Below are 24,038 nucleotides of genomic sequence, written 5' to 3'. Positions count from 1 at the left end.
CGCCCCCCGCGCGACGCCATGATGCCGCCATGCGAACCCTTCCGGCGCGCTGGTGGCTCCCGTTCGGCCTGTTCGTCGCCGCCACCGCGGCCACCGCATGGGTGCTGACCGTGCGGCACCAGCCCGACGCGCTGTGGCGGCTGATCGACCTGGGCGTCTACAACGACGCCGGGCACTCCCTGGAGCGGGCGCAGCACCGGCTCTACACGCACCGCTTCGGCGAGGGGAAGCTGCCGTTCATCTATCCGCCGTTCGCGGCGCTGGTCTTCTACAAGCTGCCGTTCTCGTTCGGCACCCTCAAGCTCGTCGTCACGGGTCTGACGCTGGCGTCGCTGCTGGTGATCGTGTGGGTGTCGTGGGGGATGCTGCACTACCGGCGTTCCTGGGGCCGGGCGGGGGCGACGCTTGCCGTCGCGGGGGCTGCGCTGTGGCTGGAGCCGGTGCAGCAGACGCTGCTGTTCGGGCAGGTCAACGTGATCCTGCTGGCGGTCGTGCTGGTCGACTTGGCGTTCCCGGACAGCCGCTGGTGGAAGGGCGCGCTGATCGGGCTGGCGACGGGGTTCAAGCTCACGCCGGGGATCTTCATCGTGTACCTGGTGCTGACCCGGCGGTTCCGGGCGGCGGCCGTCGCTGTGGGCACGTTCGCGGCCACGGTGCTGGGCTCGTGGCTGCTCATTCCGGCGGCGTCCCGCAAGTACTGGTTCGATGCGATCGGCGTGGGCGACAACGTCGGGCAGGACTTCATCTCGAACCAGTCGTTCAACGGCATGGTGCGCCGGGTCTTCGACGGCGGGGCGGCGCCGCTGTGGCTGCTGCTGTGCGCGGCGACCGCGGTCGCCGGCCTGGGTGCGGCGACGCTGCTGTCCCGGCGGGGGCAGGAACTCGCCGCGGTGGTGACGTGCGGGGTGACGGGGCTGCTGGTGTCGCCGATCTCGTGGACGCACCACTGGGTGTGGGTCGCGCCGGTGCTGGTGCTGGTCGTGCACGTCGCCGTCACGCGTGGGCGGGCGGCGGGCTCGTGGGCGGTGAAGGCGGCGTGGGCGGCGTTCCCGGTCGGGTTCGTGCTGCTCGCGTTCGCGTGGCCGATGGCGCTGCCGGGGCGGCCGGCGCTGACGCCGCAGGGACTCCTGTGGAAGCTGCCGTATGCCGACGACCGCGAGCACCACTGGGACGCGGTGCAGTTCCTGGCCGGGAACGCGTACCTGTTCGCGGGGCTGCTGCTGGTCGCCGTCGCGGCGTATCTGGCGTTGCGGCCGGCCGGGGAGGCGGGGCGCGGGTCCGGGGGCGGGGCGCGCACCGATACGCTCAGGGCGTCCGTTCCGTCCGGCGGTTCCCGCCCCGAGTGACGCCCTGATCTGGAGAACGAGTGGTCGTGGCGGCCCAGCACCCCGCACCCGAGCCCGGCCCGTCCGACGGCGGCCCGGCTCCGCGCCCCGCGACGGGCGGCAACCTGGCGGTGACCACCGACCGGGTGCTCACCATTCCGAACGTGCTGAGCTTCCTGAGGCTGCTCGGCGTGCCGGTGTTCCTGTGGCTGGTCCTGTGGCCGGAGTTCGGCGGACCGAAGCACGACATCATCGCGCTGGTCATCCTGATGGCCAGCGGGGTCAGCGACTGGCTGGACGGCAAGCTGGCCCGCAAGTGGAACCAGATCAGCCGGGTCGGCCAGATCCTGGACCCGGCGGCCGACCGGCTGTACATCATCTCCACGATCATCGGTCTCACGGTCCGCGACATCCTGCCCCTGTGGGTGACCGGCATTCTCGTGGCGCGCGAATTGTTCATCGGTGCGCTGTTCCCGTACTTGCGGAAGTACGGCTACGGGCTCCTGCCGGTCTCTTTCATCGGCAAGGCGGCGACCTTCAACCTGATGTACGCGTTCCCGTTGCTGCTGCTCAGCGACGACACGGGACGTGTCGCAACTCTCGCCGCCATCTTCGGCTGGGCCTTCGCTTGGTGGGGTATCGCTCTGTACTGGTGGGCAGGAGTTCTGTACGCGGTACAGGCCAGACGCCTGGTTGCCGCGGTGAAACAGGCGGGGACCGGGTACGCGTAGCGCGGCCCCTGCCCAGCCGTCCGCGAGGCATCCCGCATCGCCGGGAGCCACTCCGCGCGGACGAAGCGAAGCGAAGGAGGACGTGACTCGATGAAGGCCGTCGTCATGGCAGGCGGTGAAGGGACTCGCCTGCGCCCGATGACCTCAAGCATGCCCAAGCCGCTCCTGCCCGTGGTGAACCGCCCGATCATGGAGCACGTGCTGAGGCTGCTCAAGAGGCACGGGTTCTCCGAGACGGTCGTCACCGTGCAGTTCCTCGCGTCGCTCGTCCGGAACTATTTCGGCGACGGCGAGGACCTCGGGATGCACCTGACGTATGCGAACGAGGAGACCCCTCTCGGCACCGCAGGCAGCGTCAAGAACGCCGAGGAAGCGCTCAAGGACGACAGCTTCCTGGTCATCTCCGGCGACGCGTTGACCGACTTCGACCTGACGAAGCTGGTCGAGTACCACCGCGCCAAGGGCGCCTTGGTGACCGTGTGCCTGACCCGGGTGCCCGACCCGGTCGAGTTCGGCATCACGATCATCGACGACGAAGGACGCGTCGACCGTTTCCTGGAGAAGCCCACGTGGGGGCAGGTCTTCTCCGACACGGTCAACACCGGCATCTACGTGATGGAGCCGGAAGTCTTCGACTACGTCGCGGCGGGCGTGTCCGTCGACTGGTCCGGTGACGTCTTCCCCAAGCTCCTCGAGGAGGGCAAGCCCGTCTACGGGTACGTCGCCGAGGGCTACTGGGAGGACGTGGGCACGCACGAGAGCTACGTCAAGGCGCAGGCCGACGTCCTCGACGGCAAGGTCGACGTCGACATCGACGGCTTCGAGCTGTCGCCCGGCGTGTGGGTCGCGGAAGGCGCCGAGGTCGACCGCGACGCCGTGCTGAAGGGCCCGCTGTACATCGGCGACTACGCGAAGGTGGAGGGCGGCGTCGAGATCCGCGAGCACACCGTGCTCGGCAGCAACGTCGTCGTCAAGCGCGGCGCGTTCCTGCACAAGGCCGTCATCCACGACAACGTCTACGTCGGCCCGCAGACCAACCTGCGCGGCTGCGTCGTCGGCAAGAACACCGACGTGATGCGGGCGGCGCGGATCGAGGAAGGCTCGGTGATCGGCGACGAGTGCCTGATCGAGGAGGAGTCCCTCGTCGGGACGGGCGTGCGCGTCTACCCGTTCAAGACCATCGAGGCGGGCGCGGTCGTCAGCACGTCGGTGATCTGGGAGTCGCGCGGGCAGAAGAACCTGTTCGGGCCGCGCGGCGTGTCCGGCATCCTCAACGTCGAGATCACCCCGGAACTCGCCGTGCGGCTCGCCGGCGCCTATGCGACGACGCTGAAGAAGGGCGCGACGGTCACCACGGCGCGCGACCACTCTCGTGGTGCGCGGGCCCTCAAGCGGGCGGTGATCTCGGCGCTGCAGGCCAGCGCGATCAACGTGCGCGACCTGGAGAACGTGCCGATGCCGGTGGCCCGCCAGGAGACCGCGCGCGGCTCGGCGGGCGGCATCATGATCCGCACGACGCCCGGGGTGCCGGACTCCGTCGACATCATGTTCTTCGACGAACGCGGCGCCGACCTGTCGCAGGCCCAGCAGCGCAAGCTCGACCGGGTGTTCGGGCGGCAGGAGTACCGCCGCGCGTTCCCCGGCGAGATCGGCGAACTCACTTTCCCGTCCCGCCCGTTCGACAGCTATGCGGGTTCGCTGCTGAAGACCGTCGACATCACCGGCGTCGCCGACGCCGGGCTCAAGGTCGTCGTCGACGCGGCGCACGGCAACGCGGCGCTGCTGCTGCCGAGCGTGCTCGGCCGGCTCGGCATCGACGCGCTGTCGATCAACACCGGCCTGGACGACGCCCGGCCGACCGAGACCGCGGAGGACCGCGCGGCGGGCCTGATCCGGCTCGGCGAGATGGTGTCGTCGTCGCGTGCCGCGTTCGGGGTCCGGTTCGACCCGGTCGGCGAACGCATGTCGCTCGTCGACGAGCGCGGGCGGATCATCGACGACCACCGCGCGCTGCTGGTGTTCCTCGACCTGGTCGCCGCGGAGCGGCGCGGCGGCGATATCGCCCTGCCGGTCACCACGACGCGGATCGCCGAGCAGGTCGCGGCGTACCACGGCGTGCAGGTGCGGTGGACGACGACGTCGCCCGACGACCTGGCGCGCGTGGCGTCGAAGGACGGCACGGTGTTCGGCGGCGACGGGCGCGGCGGGTTCGTGATCCCGGAGTTCAGCACGGTGTTCGACGGGACGGCGGCGTTCGTCCGGCTCATCGGGCTGGTCGCCCGCACCCAGTTGACGCTCAGTCAGATCGATGCGCGGATCCCCCGGGCGCACGTGCTGCGCCGGGACGTGCCGACGCCGTGGGCGGCCAAGGGCATGGTCATGCGCTCGGTCGTCGAGGCGGCGGGGGACCGCGGCATCGACACCACGGACGGCGTCCGCGTCGTCGAATCCGACGGCCGCTGGGTGCTCGTGCTGCCCGATGTCGCCGAAGCCGTCACGCACTTGTGGGCCGAAGGCCCGGACGACGCGGCCGCCGCGGAACTCCTCGACGAGTGGTCGCACGTCGTGGAGCGCGCGGGCGACTGACCGGCGTTTCCGGGGCGCTCGGCAGGGTGCTGCGGGGGCGCGCGGCGGGGTGCTTTCCGGCCGCGCCGCGTGCCCCGCGCACGCCCGCTTCCGGGCCCTCATACGCCGGGCCGGGCAGGCATGGAACGATATGGCGCATGACGCCGAAGCCCACACCCGGTCCGGCCCGGCAGGCCCAATACCGGCGGCCCGACGCGTCCATGTCGCTGCTGATCAACATCATGGATCACAGCCTCGACGAGGGATACGCCGAGGCCACGGCCCGCCGCGCGGTGCGCGGCCAGGGCACCGCCCTCAGCCGCGCCCCCGGCGCCCGCCTCGTGGTCATGCTCGGCGTCGGCCTCATCGCGGCGGTCGTCACCATGGCCGCCATCCAGGTCCGCATCGCCGCCCCGCAGGCCGAGAAGGAACGCCGGGACCTCATCGCCCGCATCCACACCCGGGAGACGACCGCCGACCAGTTGGAGAAGGAAGTCGCCGCGCTGCGCGACCAGGTCGACGCGATGCAGGACAAGAACCTGACACCCGACGAAATCGAACGCGTCAACCTCCTCGCGCTGCTCACCGGCGCGGACCCGGTGGAAGGCCCCGGCCTCAAGGTCGTCGTCGACGACGCCGCCCAGTCGGACGGCGCCGACGGCGCCAACAAGGACCCGCGAGCCGCCGAGGACCTCGCCAACGGCCGTGTCCTGGACCGCGACCTGCAGCGCGTCGTCGACGGCCTGTGGCAGGCCGGCGCCGAAGCGATAGGCATCAACGGCCAGCGCCTCACGGCACTGTCCGCGATCCGCGCCGCGGGGGCGTCGATCCTGGTGGACAACCGGCCGCTGTCGCCGCCGTACACGATCCTCGCGATCGGCAACGGCAAGAAGATGCAAGTGGCCTTCCAGGACAGCTCCGACGGGCGCTATCTGCACGCGCTGAGTGAGCGGTACAGCATCCGCGCGACGTTCGCGACGCAGAAGAGCATCAAGCTCCCCGCCGCCATCGGCATCCAGCTCCGGGTCGCCCAACCGGCAGGTGCGCCGCCCGCCCCCGCCCAGTCCGCGGGCCCCACGCAGGCGCCCGGCCCCTCGGGCACGCCGCAGACCGGTACGGTGTCTCCCACCCCGACGTCCGGGGCCCCCGCGACTCCGGGCAGCAAAGCCCCGGCGACTCCGCGGAACAGCACGTCACCGCCCAAGAACGGCAAATCCGCCACGGGCGCGGCCACCGCGCACCCGTCGAACAACGCGGCCGCGCGCGACTCCGCGCCGACGCCCGAGGAAGGACTAGCGTGATCGCGGTACTCGGCCTGGCGCTGGGGGTCGTGGTCGGGTTCTTCGCCCGCCCGGTCATCCCGCACGAACTGGAGCCGTACCTGCCCATCGCGGTGGTCGCCGCGCTCGACGCCGTCTTCGGCGGCCTCCGCGCGCTCCTCGACGGCATCTTCGACGACAAGGTCTTCGTGGTGTCGTTCCTGTCCAACGTCGTGGTCGCGGCACTGATCGTGTTCCTCGGCGACAAGCTCGGCGTCGGCGCGCAGCTGTCCACCGGCGTGGTGGTCGTCCTCGGCATCCGCATCTTCTCCAACGCCGCGGCGATCCGCCGGCACGTGTTCCGGGCCTGAGAGGGTGCGCGACATGGCGGACGACAGGCCGGGGGTAGGGAGATCCGGCGACGGCGGCCACGGCGAACAGCCGCAAGGCGGCCTGCCTGACGGCTTGGCGGACGGCGGTTCCGACGGCTTCGCCGGGCACGAGGGTGTGCCGGGGCGCGGTGAGACCGCGGACGGCGGGCCCGCGGGCCGCGACGGGGCGGGCTGGTTCGACGGCGTCGAGGCCCGTGACCGGATGGACGGCCGCGGCGACGGCGCGCCGCTCGGCGAGAACCCGGACGACGGAGGATTCGCCGGCCGCGGCGCGACGGACGCCTGGGACGGTGCTCGCGGACGCGAGCGCGGGCCGAACGGCGAAGGGTTTGCGGGCCGCGGCAGCGCCGACGGCCGTGCCGCGACGGACGCCTGGGAAGGCTCTCGGGGAGGCGAGGACGCGCCCGACAGCGGAGGACCCGGCGAGCGCGCCGACACGGCCGGAAACAGCGGTGGCGCGGGGCGGGGGCGGCCCGAGATGCCGGCGTTCCGCAGGTTCCGCGACTTGGAGGCGGCGGAAGCGGGGGAGCCGGCCGCCGAGGAGTTTCCTCGGCGGGACAACGCGCCGGGCGACGGGCTGAGCAACGGGTTGGGCACGCCGGCCGTCGGTCCGGCATCTGCAAGCGAGTCCGAGCCCGCGGCGGATGGCGGGCTACCGCGTCGGGTGACGGACTTGCCGGTGACCCCGGTGACCCCGGTGACCCCGGTGACCCCGGTGATCCCGGCCGACTCGGCTGCTTCGGAAGGGTGGGGACCGCGACCGGGAGTCGCCTCGCCACGGCCCACCGATGCCTCGCGGCCTGCGGGCCAGGCAGCAGCCTCGGAGGAGCGGGTCACCCCCCGACCGGCCGACTCGTCCGGCATGCCGACCGCCGACCCGTGGAACACCGCGCGACGGCAAGCCGCAGGGGCGGCCTCCCCGGCGGGTAGTTCCGCGGAGCCGCGGACTCCCACACCGACGGCTCGCGGCGTGAATTCCGTGCCGCCTTCGGGTCCCCCCGCTCCCGAGCCGGGGTTCGCGGCGCTCGGGCGGCTGGTGGAGGGGCTTGGCGGCGGGTCGTCCGTGCCCGCGGCGCCGGGCGGTTCGGCTCCGGGGGAGAACTGGCAGGCCGGTGCCGCCGATGCCTCCGGCTCGGACGCCGGCCGCGGCTCCGGTGCGTCCGCGGAATTGCCGCGGCGGGTGGATCTGTCGCGCGGTGGTGACGCGCGGCGCGGTGACGTGCCGCCGGCCGGTGCGCGGCTCGGGGTGCCCGGACAAGGTCCGGAAGCTGCCGACCGGCCGCGGGGCGATCTGCCCCCGCAGCGGCCCGGCGAGGTCGCGAACCCTTACGGCCCCGGCTTCGACGACGGCGACAGCGGATTCGGCGCGGCGGTCCGCCCGCCGGGGGCGTCGCCGCAAGGCGTTCCGGGGCGCGCGAGCGGGTCCGACGAACGTGCTGCGGCCGCGGAGACGCGGCAGCCGGACTTCGGCGGGGCCGGAGACGGGCCCCGGGTGCCTCGTCCGACGACGCGCGGGACCTCGGGAGACACCGCGGCGCTGCGCCCGCCGATCGGGGACGCGTCGTCGACCGACCCGCGCGGACGCGCTTCGCACGGACACCCCGCCGACGACTCCGCGTCGCGGCTGCCGCAGGACGGGCGGCCGGGCCTCGGTGACGGGCGTCGTGCGCCCGAGCCCGAGTTCGGGGGCGCGAGGCCCGGTGGCGACACCGCGTCGCTGCACCCGCCGACGGGTGCCGCCGCGTCGGCTGAGCCGCGCGGCGGTGTGGAGCCCGGACGTGTCCCCGACGACGCCTCGTCGCGATTGCCGCAGGGTGGGCGCCCGGGTCCTGTCGACGGGCGTCGTGCGCCCGACCCGGAGTTCGGGGCCGCGGGACCCGGTGGCGGCTCCCCGGTGCCTCGCCCGCAGGCCGGTGGCGCCGCGTCGGCTGCTCCGCGTGGCGGCCAGGCTGCCGGACGTTTCTCCGACGACGCCGCGTCGCAGCCGCAGCCGCAGCCGCCCCACGGTGGCCTGCGCGGGCCCGTCGACATGCGCCGGGCTCCCAGGCCGGACGCCGGGGGCGTGGCGGGGCCGGGCGGCGATGCTGCCGCGTCGCGGCTTCCGCGCGGCGGAGTGCCGGGGCCGGGTGCCGGGCGCCGTGGGCCCGAACCGCTCGGGCTCGACGGGGCGGCGACGGGCGGTGCGCCCGTGCGTCCGCCTGGTGACGGCCTGACACAGCCCGGCGAAGGCGTCGCTCAGCCCGGTGGCGATGGCGCGCGCCCGACACAGCCGGGCGTCGGCACGCCCCGGCCCGGTGACGGCGGCCCCACCCGCCGTCGCACGCCCGAACACGGACCCGACAGCGCCGCGGGCCAGGCGCCCGCGTCCGGGCGCCGGCCCGGCGAGGCCCCTTCCGAGCCCGGTCCTGACAGCGCGCGCCCGGCTTCGCCCGGGCACCGCGCTCCCCGGCGCGGCCAGGCGTCGTCCCAGGAACCCGACGGTGGCGGCGCGCGTCCGGCGGCGCCCGGCCATCGGGCGTCCGACCGCGGTCGGGCCGCGCATGCCGGGCGGGGCGGCGACGTCGTGCCGCTGCGTCCGCGGCGGTCCGGACACGGCGGCGAGCCCGGGCACGCGGCGGGGCGCGGGGCGCGCGGCGGCGTGTCGCGGCTGTTCCGTGCCGAAGGCATGTCCGGCACCACGTCCGAACTCCCGGAGCCGGTCGGCACGCCCGGCGAGCCCGGTGATCCGTCCGCGGCACCCGGTCCCGACCGGGGGAGCGACGCGAAGCGTTCCGCCGACGACCGCGGCCGTCCGCACGACGAGCGCGGCGCCGACCACGCCGACGCCGGTCACGACGGCGCGCCCGGGGACGGCAACGGTCCCCAGGGGCCTCGCGGCCCGCGCGGTCCCGGCGGCGACGGACCCGACGGACCCGACGGCCCGCAGGGCCCCGACGATCCTGACGACCCCGACACCTCCGACTTCCCCGAGCATCCCCACACCGACGAACCCACCGGCCGCCGCCGGCTCCTCGGCGCCGTCTGGCCGCCGCGCGTCAGCCGGGCCCAATTGATCGTCGGGCTGCTGCTGTTCGCGCTCGGGGCCGGGCTCGCCATCCAGGTCCGCAGCAACACCGAGTCAGATCCGCTGCGCGGGGCGCGCGAGTCCGACCTGGTGCGGATCCTCGACGAACTCGAACAGCGCACCCAGCGCCTCGACTCCGAGAAGCACCGGCTCGAAGTGGCCCGCGACCAACTGGAAAGCAGCAACAACCGGGCCGAGGAAGCCCGTCAGCAGACCGAGCAGCGCGCCCAGGTCCTCGGCATCCTCGCGGGTACCGTCAAAGCCACCGGCCCGGGCATCACCCTGACCATCAACGACCCGCTCGGCAACGTCCGCCCCGACATGCTCCTCGACACGCTGCAGGAACTCCGCGCGGCCGGCGCCGAGGCGATCCAGATCAACCAGGTCCGGGTCGTCGCGTCCACGTGGTTCGACGAACCGACGCAGGGTCAGATCGTCGTCGACGGGCAGCGCGTGACCGCGCCGTACACGTTCAAGGTCATCGGCAACCCCCAAGACCTGCAACCCGCTTTGAACATCCCCGGCGGTGTGATCCGCACCCTGGAGAAGAAGCAGGCCCAAGCCGTGGTGACGCCCTCTCAGCAGGTCGTCGTCGACGCCTTGCGGGTGCCGACGGCGCCTGACTACGCTCGCACGGCACCGGGCGACGGCAAGGGCTGACCCCGCGATGATCGAGACCTGACAGAATCGTCGTGAGCGGCGGCGGACCAGCGCTGCCGGGCCGCCGTACCCGCAGTCCCGGGCAGTGCCATCCGGCGGCCCACGAGGCGACACGAGGCAAGGAAGACAGGACGGATCCCGCATGTATCCCGAGGACCTCACGTACACGGCGGAGCACGAGTGGGTGCGCTCCCTCGGCGACGTGGACGGGACCGTGCGGATCGGCATCAGCGAATACGCGCAGGACGCCCTCGGCGACATCGTGTTCGTGACGCTGCCTCGGGTCGGCGCGGTCGTCGAAGGCGGCACGCCGTGCGGCGAACTGGAGTCGACGAAAAGCGTCAGCGACGTCTACGCCCCCGTCAGCGGAACCGTTGTTGCCGTGAACGACGTGCTGGATACCGTGCCCGAACTCGTCAACTCCGACCCGTACGGCGACGGTTGGATGTTCGAGGTACGCCCCGACGACCCCGCCGCGCCCGGCGCGCTGTGGGACGCCGCGACGTACGTCAAGAACCTGGACGCCTGACCGATCATGAACGCGTCGGGTGTCCCGCGGATCTTCCGCACCATTTCGAGTACAACCTTTTTCTGCACGACATTGAGTACAACCTTCAGTACAACTACGACATGTACCTGCCCCATGGGCGGGCCTGGCTCTCTCGGGGAGGTTCTCGCGTGAAGTTGTTCGCGAGGCTGTTCGGTCGTTCGCGTCGCGCGGAGCAGGAGGCGCCGCAGCAGCCTCCGGCCGGCGTGCCGTACCCCGGGACCGGTCCCGCCGCGCCGGGCGCGGTTCCGCCGGGCGCCGCGTCCGGCCCCGACCCGCGGATAAGCGGAGGCCATCCGGGCGCTCCGGCGCCGCAGCCGTACGGCGGTCAGCCGCAGCCCGGGCCGGTGCCATATGGCGCGCCCGCCGACACGATCTCGTGCGCCAACTGCGGCAACCCGAACCCGGCCGGCAGCCGCTTCTGCTCCAACTGCGGCAACCCGCTGCGGCCGGACGTCGAACGCCCGTCCGAGCAGACGTCGACGATCTCGATCACCGGCATCGAGGCCCTCGACGCCGAACCCGCGCCGCGCGAGGTCCTCAGCCCCGAGGCGCAGGCCGCGGTCGAGGCCCTCCCGCCGGGCACCGCTCTGCTGGTGGTGCGCCGCGGACCGAACTCGGGCAGCCGCTTCCTCCTCGACTCGGACCGCACCACCGCGGGCCGCCACCCGGAGAGCGACATCTTCCTGGACGACGTGACGGTGTCCCGCCGCCACGCGGAATTCCGGCGCGGCGCCGCCGGGTTCACGGTCGCCGACGTGGGCAGCCTCAACGGCACCTACGTCGGACGGCAGCGCATCGACGAGGTGCCGCTCGCGGCCGGCGACGAGGTGCAGATCGGCAAGTACCGCCTGGTGTTCTTCCCGAGCCGCCACGCGCAGATCGGCAGCGGGGAGCACGCGTGACATCAACGCCGCCGCGGGCCGGCGGCGGACGTGCGCTGGTCGGCATCGGCGAGGTGATGGCGCTGCTGCGTCCGGAGTTCCCGGACGTCAGCGTCTCCAAGATCCGCTTCCTGGAAGCGGAAGGCCTCGTCGAGCCGCAGCGCACGCCCTCGGGCTACCGCAAGTTCGGACCGTCGGACCTCGACCGCCTGCGCTACGTGCTGCGCGCCCAGCGCGACCAGTACCTGCCGCTCAAGGTGATCAAGGACCACCTCGACGCCATCGACCGCGGCCTTGAACCGGCCGAGGACGGCCTCGGTGCGGCCTTGGCCGCCGCCGACGCGTCACCCCCGGCCCCGGTGTACTTCACCCGGGCCGAACTGTTGGCGGCGGCGGGGATAGACGACGCGGCCCTCACCCGCCTGGAGGAATTCGGGCTGATCGAGGCGCGGCGGGTGGTGGAGGTCGCGGGGCCGGGGGCCCGGGGTGCGGACGCCGACGCCGCGGCCGGCGTTCCGGCGGCGCGGGGGAGCGGCGCGGGCGCCGACGTGGTCACGGGTGACGTCGGCTTTGCGGTGCCGGGCGCGTCAGCGGATGTACGGACGGTCGACGCCGTCACCTCGGCTGTGACCGGGCCGGGCGGTGGCGTCAGGGCCGTGCGCGACGCCGCTGCCGACGTGGTGCCGGGCGACGGTGCCGCGATGGCGGTCGACGTCCTGTCGGCGCAGGTTCTCGACGCCCAACGGAACGGCTCTGCGGGATCGCCCGCGGCGCGTGGGGCCGCCGACACGGTGGATGCCGCCGACGCGGCGCCGGACGACGCCCCGGGCTCGGGGCGGACGACCGGTGCCGACGCGGATGCCGTGTCGAGCGACGTGCCTTCCGCGCGCGCCGCGGTGGCACCGGAGCCGACCGGCACCCTTGCCACGGTGCTCGGGAAACCGGCTCCCGCTGCCGACGATGCCGCGGCGACGGACTCGGCCGCGTCGAAGACGCTGCCCGACGCGCCCGAAAGCCCCACCGACGCGCCCTCGACGGCGTCCGAAGCCCTGACGTCCTCCTCGGGCCCCGAAGTGGCCGAGGCCGCCCACCCAGCGCCCGACGCCGTCGCTGCGGACACCGAGGCGAACGCCGCCTCGAACCCCGCCCCGGGCGCCGCAGAGACGCGCACCGGCACCCCGGACGGCCCCGCGGCGGACACGCCCGGTCGAAACCAACCCGGTGATGTCCTCCACGGCCCCCGGGCCGACGTGCGCGACCAGGCACAGCCCGGCGGCTCCGATACCTGCCTGGGCCCCGCGGCGGACGCGGGCGATCAGGTGCACGCCGGGGGCAGTGTCGGGACTGTCCCCGGCCCCGCAGCCGACACGCGTGTCCAGGAGCAACCGGGCGCCGACGATGCTCTCGGCACGACCGCAGGGCAGACCGCGTCGGCCCTTCCAGCGCCGGACCGGGAGCAACCCGACACCGACCATGCTGTCGGCACCACCGCGGGGGAGACCACGTCGTCCTCCCGCGCGCCCGACCGGCCTACGGCCGACGGCTCCAAGGCCGGCGGCTCCACGGCTCCGTCGCCGCTCGCCACCGGTGCGGCACCGTCCGCCGGGGCCAAGCCCGCCACCCGCCCGGTCCCCGCACGCGCCACGGCGTCCGGCGCCGACCCGGCCCCCCGGACCGTCCTCCGCTACGACGGCGACGCCCTCGTCGTCGCCCGGCTCGTCACCGCGCTGGGCGAGTACGGCCTCGAACCGCGGCACCTGCGCCAGGTCAAGGCGGCCGCCGACCGCGAGGCCGCGCTGGCCGAGCAGATCGTCGCGCCGCTGCTGCACCGCCGCGGCGCGGGAGCCAAATCCGGCGCCGAGGAAACCGTCCGCGACCTGCTCTCCCTCACCTCCCGCCTCCACACCGTCCTGGTCAGCTCCGCCCTACGCCCCCTCCTGGACCGCTGACCCACAGCCGCGGCGCTCGTTGGGCGGACGGGCGCACGCACGCGCCACGACGGCCCAACCGTCCGAGCACACAACCGCGCCGCAGGACGGCGCGGTATCGGCTCGGGCGTGCCCCGAGGGCGTCGAACGGCCCCCTCGCGGTCGACCTCGGCGGCCTGGCTCAGCCTGGATTCCCAACTCCGCCCAGTCGCTTCCGCAGCTCAACCTGGCCCCCCGGACCCATTGCCCGAAAACTCGCCGACTCGCCGACTCGCCGACTCGTCGCACAGGCCGTGTGGGCGTGCCGGGCGTGCCGGGCGTGTCGTCAGGGCGGCCGCGGCCGCCGACGGGTTACCGCTGGGCTTGGCGTTGCGTGCAACCCGCTGCCGCTCACGCCGTGGCCTCACTCGGCGGAGTCGCCGTGCTCGGCCTGGGCGGCACCGCGATCACCAGGCGTCGCATTGCGCCGCGTGAGCCACGGCATACGCGGCCTCTGCCGGAGCACGAGGCAAAGCCCCGCGGGAGGAAATCGGCCGAGTTCCGCCGCGGCGGCGTCGCCCGCACACGCTCGGGCTGACTTCGCCCGGTGATGAGTGCACCGCGCCGCCGCGTCAGGTTGGCCCCGCCGAGGCACAGGCTGTGGCCACGTCCAGCGGAAAGTCGCGGCAGCCGCCGGCACTGGTTGGTCGACCGGTCGGGGAGCCGGTCCGTCGAGGAGCGCCGATCCCGCCGAGCCCGTGCGCCCGGCCGACGCGCCCGCCCACACCGCCCTCTCCTCGCCCCGCCACCCCAAGCCGGGTCTCACCCCGATCGCGACAGCCCCGCCAGCAGCTCTCCCGCCCCGCGGCTGCCCTGCGGCCAGCCAACCGCCCGCCACACCGCCACCACCCCACATCGCCACCGCCGCACATCGCCATCCTGTCGACGGCACGATCCGCCTCCCCACCGGTCCCGCCCTCGGCCCTCGGCCGCCCCAGCGCCCCCAACCCCCAGCCACCTACCGCAGCGCGCTCGCCAACGTCCCACGTCACCCGCCTCCTCACCCATCCGGCCCCGCCCTCTCGCCCCCTCCTCCACCGCCCCTCAGCGCGGCCGATTCCGTTGCAGTCATGTGAAATTCCGGGGGGTGCACGTTTACCGCCGGCGGAGAAAATGCGACGAATCCGTGCGCGAATGGGGCCGGGGGGATCTGTGCTCGTCACCCGAGCGCGCTAGTGTGGCGATGTGAACGAGCTTGAGGTCGTGGGCGTCCGGGTGGAGATGCCTTCCAACCAGCCGATCGTTCTCCTGAAGGAGACCGGCGGCGATCGCTACCTGCCGATTTGGATCGGGCCCGTGGAGGCGACCGCGATCGCCTTTGCGCAGCAGGGCGTGGTGCCGGCTCGGCCGTTGACGCATGACCTGTTCCGGGATGTGCTCGAGGCGCTTGGCCAGGAGTTGACCCGAATCCGGATCACGGACCTGCGCGAAGGGGTGTTCTACGCCGAGTTGGTCTTCGCGAACGGGACCGAGGTCAGTGCCCGGCCGTCCGACGCGATTGCGCTGGCACTGCGTACCGGAACGCCGATCTTCGGTGCCGAGGCGGTGCTCGACGAGGCGGGGATCGTCATTCCGGACGAGCAGGAGGACGAGGTCGAGAAGTTCCGGGAGTTCCTGGACCAGATCTCGCCCGAGGATTTCGGCACGACGAGTCAGTGACAGGCCACCCGTGACAAGCCGGTAGTCGGGCGACATCGGGCAATCAGTACCGGGTACTTCCGGAGCCGGTCCGCGTGGGCGCGGGCCGGCTTTCCGTTTCCGCGTCGGAACCCTTGCGCGATCGAGTGAAATACGCCGATCTGCCCGGCCACCCGAACGGGCCGATTCGATCAACTGGGGTGCGGAACCGACAGAGGGCGGTCGCGATGCGTACCCTTGTTGCCGAGTATCCAAACGCAGATTGAGAGATGCGTCACTCGGCGTGCCGAATGCGGCGGTCGTTGACGCGCTGTGGGTGACTGCCTACCGTCGAAATCGACAGTTCCGGGGGTGAGCCGTGCGCGTTGCACTCCGCCGCATGCGGCCCGGGACTCACGGCATTCCTCTCGCCGCAGGCAGGTGCGGGGAGACGAAACGGAGGTCGGCGTGAGCAGCACCGGCGACTTTGCGGGCGAAGCCCGCGCGGCCCGCCCGCTGACGCCGCACGGCGTGCCCCGGGAAGCGGCGTCCGCCGACGAGTCCGGCGAGGTGGGCTACCGCGGCCCCACCGCGTGTGCCGCGGCCGGCATCACCTACCGCCAGCTCGACTACTGGGCCCGTACGCAGCTCGTCGAGCCGAGCATCAGACCGGCGCACGGCTCCGGCACGCAGCGTCTGTACAGCTTCCGCGACATCCTCGTCCTCAAGATCGTCAAGCGGCTCCTGGACACCGGGGTCGGCCTGCAGAACATCCGTGTGGCGGTCGCCCACCTGCGCGGGCGGGGCGTCGAGGACCTGGCCGGGATGACGCTGATGAGCGACGGCGCGAGCGTGTACGAGTGCACGTCGTACGACCAGGTCGTCGACCTGGTGCAAGGCGGCCAGGGTGTCTTCGGTATCGCCGTGGGCGCGGTGTGGCGCGAGGTCGAGGCGTCGCTGGGCCACCTGCAGGGCGAGCGCCCCGACACCGGCGAGGTCATCTACCGCGCTCATCCCGCCGACGAACTCGCCCGCCGCCGGCGGGAGCGGGCGGGCTGATCCGGCCACCCGCCGGAACCGCCGCCGCGGTCCGCGGCGTCCCTTCCGGCATGGCTCACCGGTTGGTTCCCGCACGGCTCGCACGCGCGCTGCGGACGCGTCGGCGGCAGCGCATCGCGTTCCAGACCACCGTCCTCGTGACCGTGCTCGGTCTTGCACCCGTGACGTGGATGTACGCGGTTGCGGGCGGCCGCCTGCGCTCGGTCTCCGACGTGCCGTCGACGCCGGTCGCGCTGGTGCTGGGGGCGGGGGTCAAGGACGGTGAGCCGTCCCGGCTGCTGGCGCGCCGCCTGGACGTGGCTTTGGACCTGTACCGGGCGGGCAAGGTGAAGGTGCTGCTGGTGTCCGGCGACAACGGCCGGGACTCGTACAACGAGCCGGATGTGATGCGCCGCTACCTCGTCGCTCGCGGAGTGCCGGAGAAGCAAGTTGTCGCCGACTATGCGGGATTCTCGACTTGGGACTCCTGCGTGCGCGCGAAGAAGGTGTTCGGGGTCGACCGGGCGATCGTGGTGACCCAGACGTTCCATCTGCGCCGCGCTCTCGCATTGTGCGACGCGGCCGGGGTGACGGCCTACGGGGTGGGCGACGACTCGCTGCACGGCGAACTGATCGGCGTAACGCTGTACGGCGGCTTCCGCGAGGTGTTCGCCGCGTACAAGGCCCTCGGCGAGGCGGTGCTGAAACCGGAACCGCAGGCGCTCGGCCCGCACGAGCCCGGCGTCGACGAGGCCTTGGCCGCGGCCCGCTGAACCGCCCGCCGAAGCGGCTGCCCAACGCCCTCTCGAACCCCCTGTGCCCGTGCGGGGTGTGCCGCCGCCGGGATGTCGCACCGATGCGCGATCATCGGAGGAAATGCGACAGAAGCCGGGCATCCTGCATCTCGACATGGACGCGTTCTACGCGTCGGTCGAACAGGCCGCCAAACCGAGTCTGCGCGGCAAGCCGGTCGTCGTGGGCGGCGTCGGCGGCCGCGGGGTGGTGGCCACCGCGTCCTACGAGGCGCGGCGGTTCGGGGTGCGCTCCGCCATGCCCACCGCGGAAGCGCGGCGGCGCTGCCCGAACGCGGCGTTCCTGATCCCGCGCTTCACCGCGTACCGGGACGTCAGCGAGCGTGTCATGGGCCTGCTCGGGCAACTGTCGCCGCTGGTCGAGCCGCTGAGCCTGGACGAGGCGTTCGTCGACCTGGAGGCCGGCCCGCACGGCGAGGGACTCGACACCGCGGGCGCGACCGAACTCGCGGTACGCCTGCGTGCCGACATACGGGCCGCCACCGGCCTCACCGCGTCCGTCGGCCTGGCCACGTCCAAGCTGGTCGCCAAGATCGCCTCGGAGGCCGCGAAGCCCGACGGCCTCGTGGTCGTTCCACCCGGTGAAGAGCACGCTCTGCTCGACCCGTTGCCGGTACGGGCGTTGTGGGGCGTCGGTCCGGCCACCGCCGAGCACCTGCGTAAGGTCGGCATCACCACCATCGGCGAGCTGGGCGCGGCCGACCCGGACGAGCTGGTCCGGATGTTCGGCCAGGCCCACGGCCGCGGCCTGCACGACCACGCGCTCGGCATCGACGACCGGCCGGTGGTCGCGGAACGGGACGCCAAGTCGGTGTCCGTCGAGGACACCTTCGAAGTCGACCTGGTCGACCGGGCCCGGGTGTCCGCCGAACTCGACCGTTTGGCCGCCCGCTGCGTCGAACGCCTGCGCGCCGCGGGCCGGTCCGGCCGCACCGTCGTGGTGAAGATGCGGCGCTACGACTTCAGCACGCTGACCCGCTCGGAGACGTTGCGCGCCCCGACGGACGACCTGGCGGTGGTCCGGGAAACCGTGCACCGGCTGGCCGCGCAGGTCGACTTCACCGGCGGCCTGCGGCTGCTGGGCGTGGGCGTCGCGTCGCTGGCGGACTTCGCCCAGCAGGACCTGTTCGGGGAAGTCGCGGGGGCGGAGGTCGGGTTCGCCGGGGGCGGCGACGAGGCAGCCGACCTGGAGGTGGGGAAGGCGGCCGACGCGGCCGCCGCCCCGGCGGCGGGCACCGGCGAGCCCGCCCCGGACGAGGAGGCCGCGGCCGAGCCCAGCCCCGAGCACAGTCCCGAGCACAACCCCGAGGACGGCGCCTACGGACCCGTCCCGGTCTTCCACCCCGGCCGCTTCGGCAACGCCAAGTGGCTCCCCGGCCAGGATGTGACGCACACCGCGTACGGCCCGGGCTGGGTCCAGGGCAGCGGCGTCGGCCGCGTGACGGTGCGCTTCGAGACACCGGGGTCGCCGCCTGGGCGTGTGCGGACGTTCCCGGTGGACGATCCGGACTTGACGGCATCGGCGCCGCTGCCGCTGGTGGCGGAGGGGGAGGGGGAGCCGCCGACGGCGGAAGGGTGAGCGGTCGCGGCCCGTGCCGGTGCGACGGGGGCAGGGCGCATACCGGCGGGGATGCGGGTGCTTGCCGGGGCGTGACCGGACCCGGCCGGTCGACCGTCGGCGATGCGCGCGATCGACCGGCGCGGCCCCTGACTGCTACTCCTCGACGTCGACCCCGTAGGACCGCGCCAGCGCGATCGCATCGAATTCGTAGCCCTGGCCCTGGGCGCGGAACCGCCATCCGGTGCCGCGCCGGTAGAACTCGCCGAGGAGCAGGACGCGCTCGGTGGTCGCGGCGTCGAGGACCGAGTGCGTGTGCGCGGCCGCCTGGTGCGGGGCCGTCTGGACCTCGATCGCCCCCACCGCGTCGAACGTGCTCCCGCCGTCGAGCACCGCCGCGACGGCGATGCGCGCCACCGCGGGGCCGAGGCGGTCGAGATCGACGGTGATGCCTTGTTCGGCCGGGCCCATGACGTCGAGCGACACGGTGCCGTCGTCGGTCGACAGGTGGTTCCAGAATACGAAGTCGTCGTCGCCGCGGACCTTCTCGTCGGCCCCGAGGACGAACGCGACGACATCCACCTCGCCGTCGCCGCAGTCCCACCGCCACGACGCGTGCAGCGTCCAGACACCGGGGGTGGCACCGCCGGGCAGGTCGTGCGCGCCACCGCGCGGCAGCTCGCGGCAGGCGGCCGGATCGGTCACGCCGTGGGCTTCCGCTTCCGCTTCCGCTTCCGGCGACGCGGACTGGGCCTGCCACGCGTCGACGGCGAGGCACGGAATGCCCAGCGCCGCCGCCCGCGCGGTCCGCGGATCGGCCGCGGCACCCGGCAGGACGAGGACGACGTCGACCGTGGGCGTCAGGTTGACCCGCAGCCGATGCCCGCGCTCCACGACGAGCGCCCGCACCCGGCCGCCCTCGCCGTGCTCGTCGCGCCCGTGCAGGATCAGGACGTTGGCGGGACCGGGGCGCCGCGCGCGAGCGGCGGGCGAAGCGGCGTCGGAGCCCTGCTCGGCGGGCGCCGCCGGCGGGGTGTGCGGGGGAGCGTCGGGCGTGGGGGCGGGCGCGTCCGGTCGCCCACCGGCGGCGCTTCCCGAGCCCTCGGCCGAGCCCTCGACCGAGCCCCTGACCAAGCCCCCGGCCAAGCCCCCGGCCGCCGCGGCGGCGCCGGCGGCGGTCTCGCCCGGTGCGGTCCCGGCGAAAGCCTCTTCGGCAGTGGCTTCCCCGGCAGCCGTGGGCGCGGCCGTGCTCGGCGCCTCCGAGCCGGTGGCCCGTCCCGCACCGTCCGGAACTGCGCCCCCGACCCGTGCGCCTTCGCGCACCCCCGCCAGCATCGCCACGAACGCCGCCTCGTCGACGACCGGAACGCCCCGCTCGCGCGCGGCGCGGTTCTTGCCCGTCCCGGTGTCCGTGTCGTTGGTGACCAGCAGGGACGTTTTTCCGCTGACGCTTCCGGTCACGTGCAGCCCCGCGGCCGTCGCGCGGGCCTCCAGCTCCTCGCGGGGGACCCGCGTGTCGCCGGTGAACGCCACCCGCATGCCCTGCACCAGCACGCCGTCGCGCAGCGGCCCCGGGTTGGCGTACGCGCACGCCGCTTTCGGGGCACGGCGCTGCGCCGGTACGCGTGCCGCGCTCCGCCGGTCGGGTGTCGTCACCGGCAGCGGCAGGTCGCGCCGTGCGGCCTCGTGCAGCGCGGGGCGGAACACCTCGGCGAGCACCCGGGCGTCGTCCTCGGCGTCGTGCGCGCGGAACTGCCGCACTTGGTAGTACGCGGCGAGGCTGGCCAGACGCCAGTCGGGCAGCGGCAGGTCGAGGCGTTTGGCGAGGGTCAGTGTGCACAGCCGGGCCGTGGTCGGCATGTCACGGCCGAGCAGGCCGTATTCGGCGGCGAGCATCTTCCAGTCGAAGGCGGCGTTGTGGGCGACCAGGACGCGGTCTTCGAGGAGTTCGGCGAGGTCGTCGGCGATCGCCGCGAACAGCGGCTGTCCGGTGAGAGCCTCGCGGGTCAGGCCGTGGATGTGGGTCGGGCCCGGGTCGCGTCGCGGGTCGACGAGGGTCGACCAGCGGCCGGTCACCGTGCCGCCGGCGTCGAGCAGCAGGACGGCGACGGATACGACGCGGTCGCGGACGGTCAGGCCGGTCGTCTCGACGTCCACGACGGCGAAGTCACGCGGGTAGGCGGCGGGCCAGGCCGGAGCGGGACCGGCGGGGCTGGAGGGAAGGTCGGCGAGCACGGCCACCCACCGTACCCGCGGGGCTGGACGGGCGGTTGGGAAACCGGGAAACCCGTGGGGGTGGCGGGCCGACCGGTCGCACTACCCGCGTAGACCTCGTTTCCGCAGGTCCCGGGGTGATCTTCCGCCTATCCGTCGGCGGCGCACTGGTAGCGTTGAGGGCGCACCAACAGTCGCGCGGGAGAGTCCCGGACACCGATCCGGGCGCCGAAGGAGCAACCCCTCCCCGGAATCTCTCAGGCACCCGTACCGCGTGGCCATGGGCACTCTGGAAAGCAGTCCCGTTCGGGTTCCGCCGGTTTTCCGGCGGAGTGCGGCCGGGGCTCACCGACGGTGAAAGCCCGTTCCGCGTTTCTGCGGCGCTCGGGTGAAGCTCTCAGGTATCGATGACAGAGGGGGAGGCAGAGAGGTCGCGCGACCCGCGCGGTCTCCTCCGCGACACTGGAGGCCTCCACGTGAGCTCGTCGTCATCGCACCACGCGTCCGGTCCCGGCAGCCTCGCCGCGCTCGAGGCCGCGTCGCCGTTCACCGCCCGGCACATCGGCCCGGATGCCGACGAGCAGGCCAAGATGCTGGCGCACGTCGGCTACGGCTCGCTCGACGAGCTGACCGACGCCGCCGTCCCCGGCGCCATCCGCACCCTTGAGGCGCTCGACCTGCCCGCCGCGGTCTCCGAGGCCGACGTGCACGAGCAGCTCCGCGCCCTCGCGTCGCGCAACACCGTGCTGCGGCCGATGATCGGCCTCGGCTACTACGGCACCCACACGCCGCCGGTCATCACCCGCAACGTGCTGGAGAACCCGGCCTGGTACACGGCCTACACCCCGTACCAGCCGGAGATCTCGCAGGGCCGCCTGGAAGCGCTGCTGAACTTCCAGACGATGGTCGCCGACCTCACCGGCCTCCCGGTCTCGGGCGCGTCGCTGCTCGACGAAGGCACCGCCGCCGCCGAGGCCATGACGCTCGCGCGCCGTGCCGGACGGGCCAAGAGCAACGTGTTCGTCGTGGACGCGGCGTGTCTGCCGCAGACGATCGCCGTGGTGCGGACGCGTGCCGAGGCGCTCGGCATCGACGTCGTCGTCGCGGACACCTCCGCGGGACTGCCCGAGGGCGAGTTCTTCGGTGCGCTGCTCCAGTACCCGGGTGCCGACGGCCGGGTGCGCGACCTCGCGCCACTGATCGCGGACGCGCACGGCCGCGGCGCGCTCGTCGCGGTCGCCGCCGACCTGCTCGCGCTCACCCTGCTCGCCTCGCCCGGCAGCATGGACGCCGACATCGCCGTCGGCACCACGCAGCGGTTCGGGGTGCCGATGGGCTTCGGCGGCCCGCACGCCGGCTACATGGCGGTCCGCGACAAGCTCGCCCGTTCGCTGCCCGGCCGCCTCGTGGGCGTCTCCGTCGACGCCGCGGGCGACCAGGCCTACCGCCTCGCGCTCCAGACCCGCGAGCAGCACATCCGCCGCGAGAAGGCGACCAGCAACATCTGCACCGCGCAGGTGCTGCTCGCCGTCATGGCCGGCATGTACGCCGTCTACCACGGCCCCGAGGGCCTCGCCGCGATCGCCCGCCGCACCCACCGGTACGCGGCGGTGCTGGCCGCCGGGCTGCGCGCGGGCGGGGTCGAGGTCGCGCACGGCGCGTTCTTCGACACCGTGCACGTCCGGGTCCCGGGCCGGGCGGCCGCGGTGCGCGAGTCGGCGCGCGGCGAAGGCGTCAACGTGTACCAGGCCGACGACGACCACGTGTCGATCAGCTGCGACGAGACCACCACCCGCGAGGACCTCGCCGCCGTGTGGCGCGCCTTCGGCGTCGCCGGGCAGGACGTCGCGGCGCTGGACGAGGCCACCCCGGACGCGCTGCCCGAGGGGCTGCTGCGCACCGACGACTACCTGGCCCACCCGGTCTTCCACGCGCACCGCTCGGAGACGGACATGCTGCGCTACCTGCGCAGCCTCGCCGACAAGGACTACGCGCTCGACCGCGGCATGATCCCGCTCGGCTCGTGCACCATGAAGCTCAATGGGACGAGCGAGATGGAGCCGATCACCTGGCCCGAGTTCGCGCAGATCCACCCCTTCGCACCCGCCGACCAGGCCGCCGGTTACCTGGAGTTGATCCACGGCCTCGAGGACGCGCTGGTCGCGGTCACCGGCTACGACAAGGTCTCCATCCAGCCGAACGCCGGGTCGCAGGGCGAACTGGCCGGGCTGCTCGCGGTGCGCGCCTACCACCGCGCCAACGGCGACACCGGGCGCGACGTGTGCCTGATCCCGTCGTCGGCGCACGGCACCAACGCGGCGAGCGCCGTGATGGCCGGGATGCGCGTCGTGGTGGTCGGCACCGGGGAGAACGGCGACGTCGACCTCGACGACCTCAAGGCCAAGATCGAGGCGCACCGGGACAGCCTCGCGGTGCTCATGGTCACCTACCCGTCCACGCACGGCGTGTTCGAGGAGCACATCGGCGACGTGTGCGCGCTCGTGCACGACGCGGGCGGCCAGGTGTACGTGGACGGCGCGAACCTGAACGCGCTGGTCGGCCTGGCGAAGCCCGGCGCGTTCGGTGCCGACGTGTCGCACCTGAACCTGCACAAGACCTTCTGCATCCCGCACGGCGGCGGCGGTCCGGGCGTCGGCCCGGTGGCGGTCCGCGAGCACCTCGCGGCGTACCTGCCGAACCATCCGCTGCAGCCGACCGCGGGCCCGGCGACCGGCGTGGGGCCGATCTCCGCGGCGCCGTGGGGGTCGGCGGCGATCCTGCCGATCTCGTGGACGTACATCCGCCTGATGGGCCCGGACGGCCTGAAGCGCGCCACCCAGGTTGCGGTGCTGAGTGCCAACTACATCGCCAAGCGCCTCGCGCCGCACTTCCCGGTGCTCTACACGGGGCCCGCGGACCTGGTCGCGCACGAGTGCATCGTCGACCTGCGGGGGATCACCAAGGCCACCGGGGTGACCGTGGACGACGTCGCCAAACGGCTCGTCGACTACGGCTTCCACGCGCCGACGATGTCCTTCCCGGTGCCCGGGACGCTCATGATCGAGCCGACCGAGAGCGAGAACCTGCACGAGATCGACCGGTTCTGCGACGCCATGATCGCCATAAAGGCGGAGATCGACCGGGTCGGCGCCGGTGAGCTGCCCGCGGACGACAACCCGCTGGTCAACGCCCCGCACACCGCGGCCATGGTCGCGGCGGACACGTGGGAGCACGCCTACGGGCGGGAAGAAGGCGCGTTCCCGGGCGGCATGACGCCGGCCGGCAAGTACTGGCCGCCGGTGCGGCGCATCGACGGGGCGTACGGCGACCGCAACCTGGTCTGCTCCTGCCCGTCGGTGGACGCGTACGAGAACTGAGCCCCGACCCGCTGCGACGTCACGGACA

Annotated in this window: 15 protein-coding genes and 2 riboswitches; of the genes, 14 read left to right on the top strand and 1 reads right to left on the bottom strand. The window is 73.5% G+C overall.

The window, feature by feature from the left end; all coding sequences use genetic code 11:
- Positions 1-29 precede the first annotated feature (29 nt).
- From ACPA54_RS31520 to ACPA54_RS31460, 13 genes are all read left to right on the top strand, one after another.
- Entirely contained in the window at positions 30-1,346 is a 1,317-nt protein-coding gene (locus tag ACPA54_RS31520) for a glycosyltransferase 87 family protein (protein ID WP_423534861.1), read from the top strand.
- 110 nt (positions 1,347-1,456) lie between these two features.
- Complete coding sequence (gene clsA / locus ACPA54_RS31515; RefSeq protein WP_345678697.1) at positions 1,457-2,056, top strand: cardiolipin synthase ClsA; 600 nt, start codon at positions 1,457-1,459, stop codon at positions 2,054-2,056.
- A gap of 90 nt (positions 2,057-2,146) precedes the next feature.
- Positions 2,147-4,642 (top strand): sugar phosphate nucleotidyltransferase, encoded by a 2,496-nt coding sequence (locus ACPA54_RS31510; RefSeq protein ID WP_423534859.1) that lies wholly within the window; start codon positions 2,147-2,149, stop codon positions 4,640-4,642.
- 137 nt (positions 4,643-4,779) lie between these two features.
- Positions 4,780-5,922: a DUF881 domain-containing protein gene (locus tag ACPA54_RS31505; RefSeq protein ID WP_423534857.1), complete on the top strand. Its 1,143-nt coding sequence runs from the start codon at positions 4,780-4,782 to the stop codon at positions 5,920-5,922.
- Entirely contained in the window at positions 5,919-6,251 is a 333-nt protein-coding gene (locus ACPA54_RS31500) for a small basic family protein (RefSeq protein ID WP_345678655.1), read from the top strand. The genes ACPA54_RS31505 and ACPA54_RS31500 overlap by 4 nt, the downstream gene beginning before the upstream one ends.
- A gap of 2,584 nt (positions 6,252-8,835) precedes the next feature.
- Complete coding sequence (locus tag ACPA54_RS31495) at positions 8,836-9,996, top strand: DUF881 domain-containing protein (RefSeq protein WP_423534855.1); 1,161 nt, start codon at positions 8,836-8,838, stop codon at positions 9,994-9,996.
- 142 nt (positions 9,997-10,138) lie between these two features.
- A complete protein-coding gene (gcvH, locus tag ACPA54_RS31490; RefSeq protein WP_423534853.1) occupies positions 10,139-10,525 on the top strand; it encodes a glycine cleavage system protein GcvH in 387 nt (128 codons plus the stop codon).
- A 149-nt stretch (positions 10,526-10,674) separates the two neighbouring features.
- Complete coding sequence (locus ACPA54_RS31485; RefSeq protein WP_423534852.1) at positions 10,675-11,448, top strand: FHA domain-containing protein; 774 nt, start codon at positions 10,675-10,677, stop codon at positions 11,446-11,448.
- On the top strand, positions 11,445-13,376 hold the full coding sequence (ftsR, locus tag ACPA54_RS31480; RefSeq protein WP_423534850.1) for a transcriptional regulator FtsR: 1,932 nt from the start codon (positions 11,445-11,447) through the stop codon (positions 13,374-13,376). The genes ACPA54_RS31485 and ftsR overlap by 4 nt, the downstream gene beginning before the upstream one ends.
- A 1,203-nt stretch (positions 13,377-14,579) precedes the next feature.
- Positions 14,580-15,053, top strand: a complete 474-nt coding sequence (locus tag ACPA54_RS31475; RefSeq protein WP_281473054.1) for a bifunctional nuclease domain-containing protein — start codon at positions 14,580-14,582, stop codon at positions 15,051-15,053.
- Positions 15,054-15,479: 426 nt separating this feature from the next.
- Entirely contained in the window at positions 15,480-16,070 is a 591-nt protein-coding gene (locus tag ACPA54_RS31470; protein WP_423534849.1) for a MerR family transcriptional regulator, read from the top strand.
- Positions 16,071-16,120: 50 nt separating this feature from the next.
- The gene (locus ACPA54_RS31465; protein WP_423534848.1) at positions 16,121-16,822 is read left to right on the top strand and encodes a SanA/YdcF family protein; all 702 of its coding nucleotides are present in this window, start codon (positions 16,121-16,123) and stop codon (positions 16,820-16,822) included.
- A 103-nt stretch (positions 16,823-16,925) separates the two neighbouring features.
- On the top strand, positions 16,926-18,440 hold the full coding sequence (locus ACPA54_RS31460; RefSeq protein ID WP_423534846.1) for a DNA polymerase IV: 1,515 nt from the start codon (positions 16,926-16,928) through the stop codon (positions 18,438-18,440).
- A gap of 135 nt (positions 18,441-18,575) precedes the next feature.
- On the opposite strand, the gene ACPA54_RS31455 is transcribed toward ACPA54_RS31460, so the two are convergent.
- Positions 18,576-20,654: a DEDDh family exonuclease gene (locus ACPA54_RS31455; RefSeq protein ID WP_423534844.1), complete on the bottom strand. Its 2,079-nt coding sequence runs from the start codon at positions 20,652-20,654 to the stop codon at positions 18,576-18,578.
- 168 nt (positions 20,655-20,822) lie between these two features.
- Positions 20,823-20,916, top strand: a riboswitch (glycine riboswitch).
- Positions 20,917-20,918: 2 nt separating this feature from the next.
- Positions 20,919-21,051, top strand: a riboswitch (glycine riboswitch).
- Positions 21,052-21,193: 142 nt separating this feature from the next.
- On the opposite strand from ACPA54_RS31455, the gene gcvP reads away from it, so the two are divergent.
- Positions 21,194-24,010, top strand: a complete 2,817-nt coding sequence (gene gcvP / locus ACPA54_RS31450) for an aminomethyl-transferring glycine dehydrogenase (RefSeq protein WP_423534987.1) — start codon at positions 21,194-21,196, stop codon at positions 24,008-24,010.
- The last annotated feature ends 28 nt before the right edge of the window (positions 24,011-24,038 follow it).

The sequence above is a fragment of the Uniformispora flossi genome, assembly GCF_049534875.1.
In the GTDB taxonomy this organism is placed as follows: Bacteria; Actinomycetota; Actinomycetes; order Streptomycetales; family Streptomycetaceae; genus Yinghuangia; species Yinghuangia aomiensis.
The sequence above is the reverse complement of the archived record's forward strand: the minus strand, read 5'-3'. Positions and strand labels throughout refer to the sequence as shown.

Coding starts and splice junctions, on each gene's coding strand:
- gcvH (WP_423534853.1), top strand. CDS start 10,139: ATGTATCCCGAGGACCTCACGTACACGGCGGAGCACGAGTGGGTGCGC.
- ACPA54_RS31460 (WP_423534846.1), top strand. CDS start 16,926: ATGCGACAGAAGCCGGGCATCCTGCATCTCGACATGGACGCGTTCTAC.
- ACPA54_RS31505 (WP_423534857.1), top strand. CDS start 4,780: ATGACGCCGAAGCCCACACCCGGTCCGGCCCGGCAGGCCCAATACCGG.
- ACPA54_RS31520 (WP_423534861.1), top strand. CDS start 30: ATGCGAACCCTTCCGGCGCGCTGGTGGCTCCCGTTCGGCCTGTTCGTC.
- ACPA54_RS31510 (WP_423534859.1), top strand. CDS start 2,147: ATGAAGGCCGTCGTCATGGCAGGCGGTGAAGGGACTCGCCTGCGCCCG.
- ACPA54_RS31465 (WP_423534848.1), top strand. CDS start 16,121: ATGGCTCACCGGTTGGTTCCCGCACGGCTCGCACGCGCGCTGCGGACG.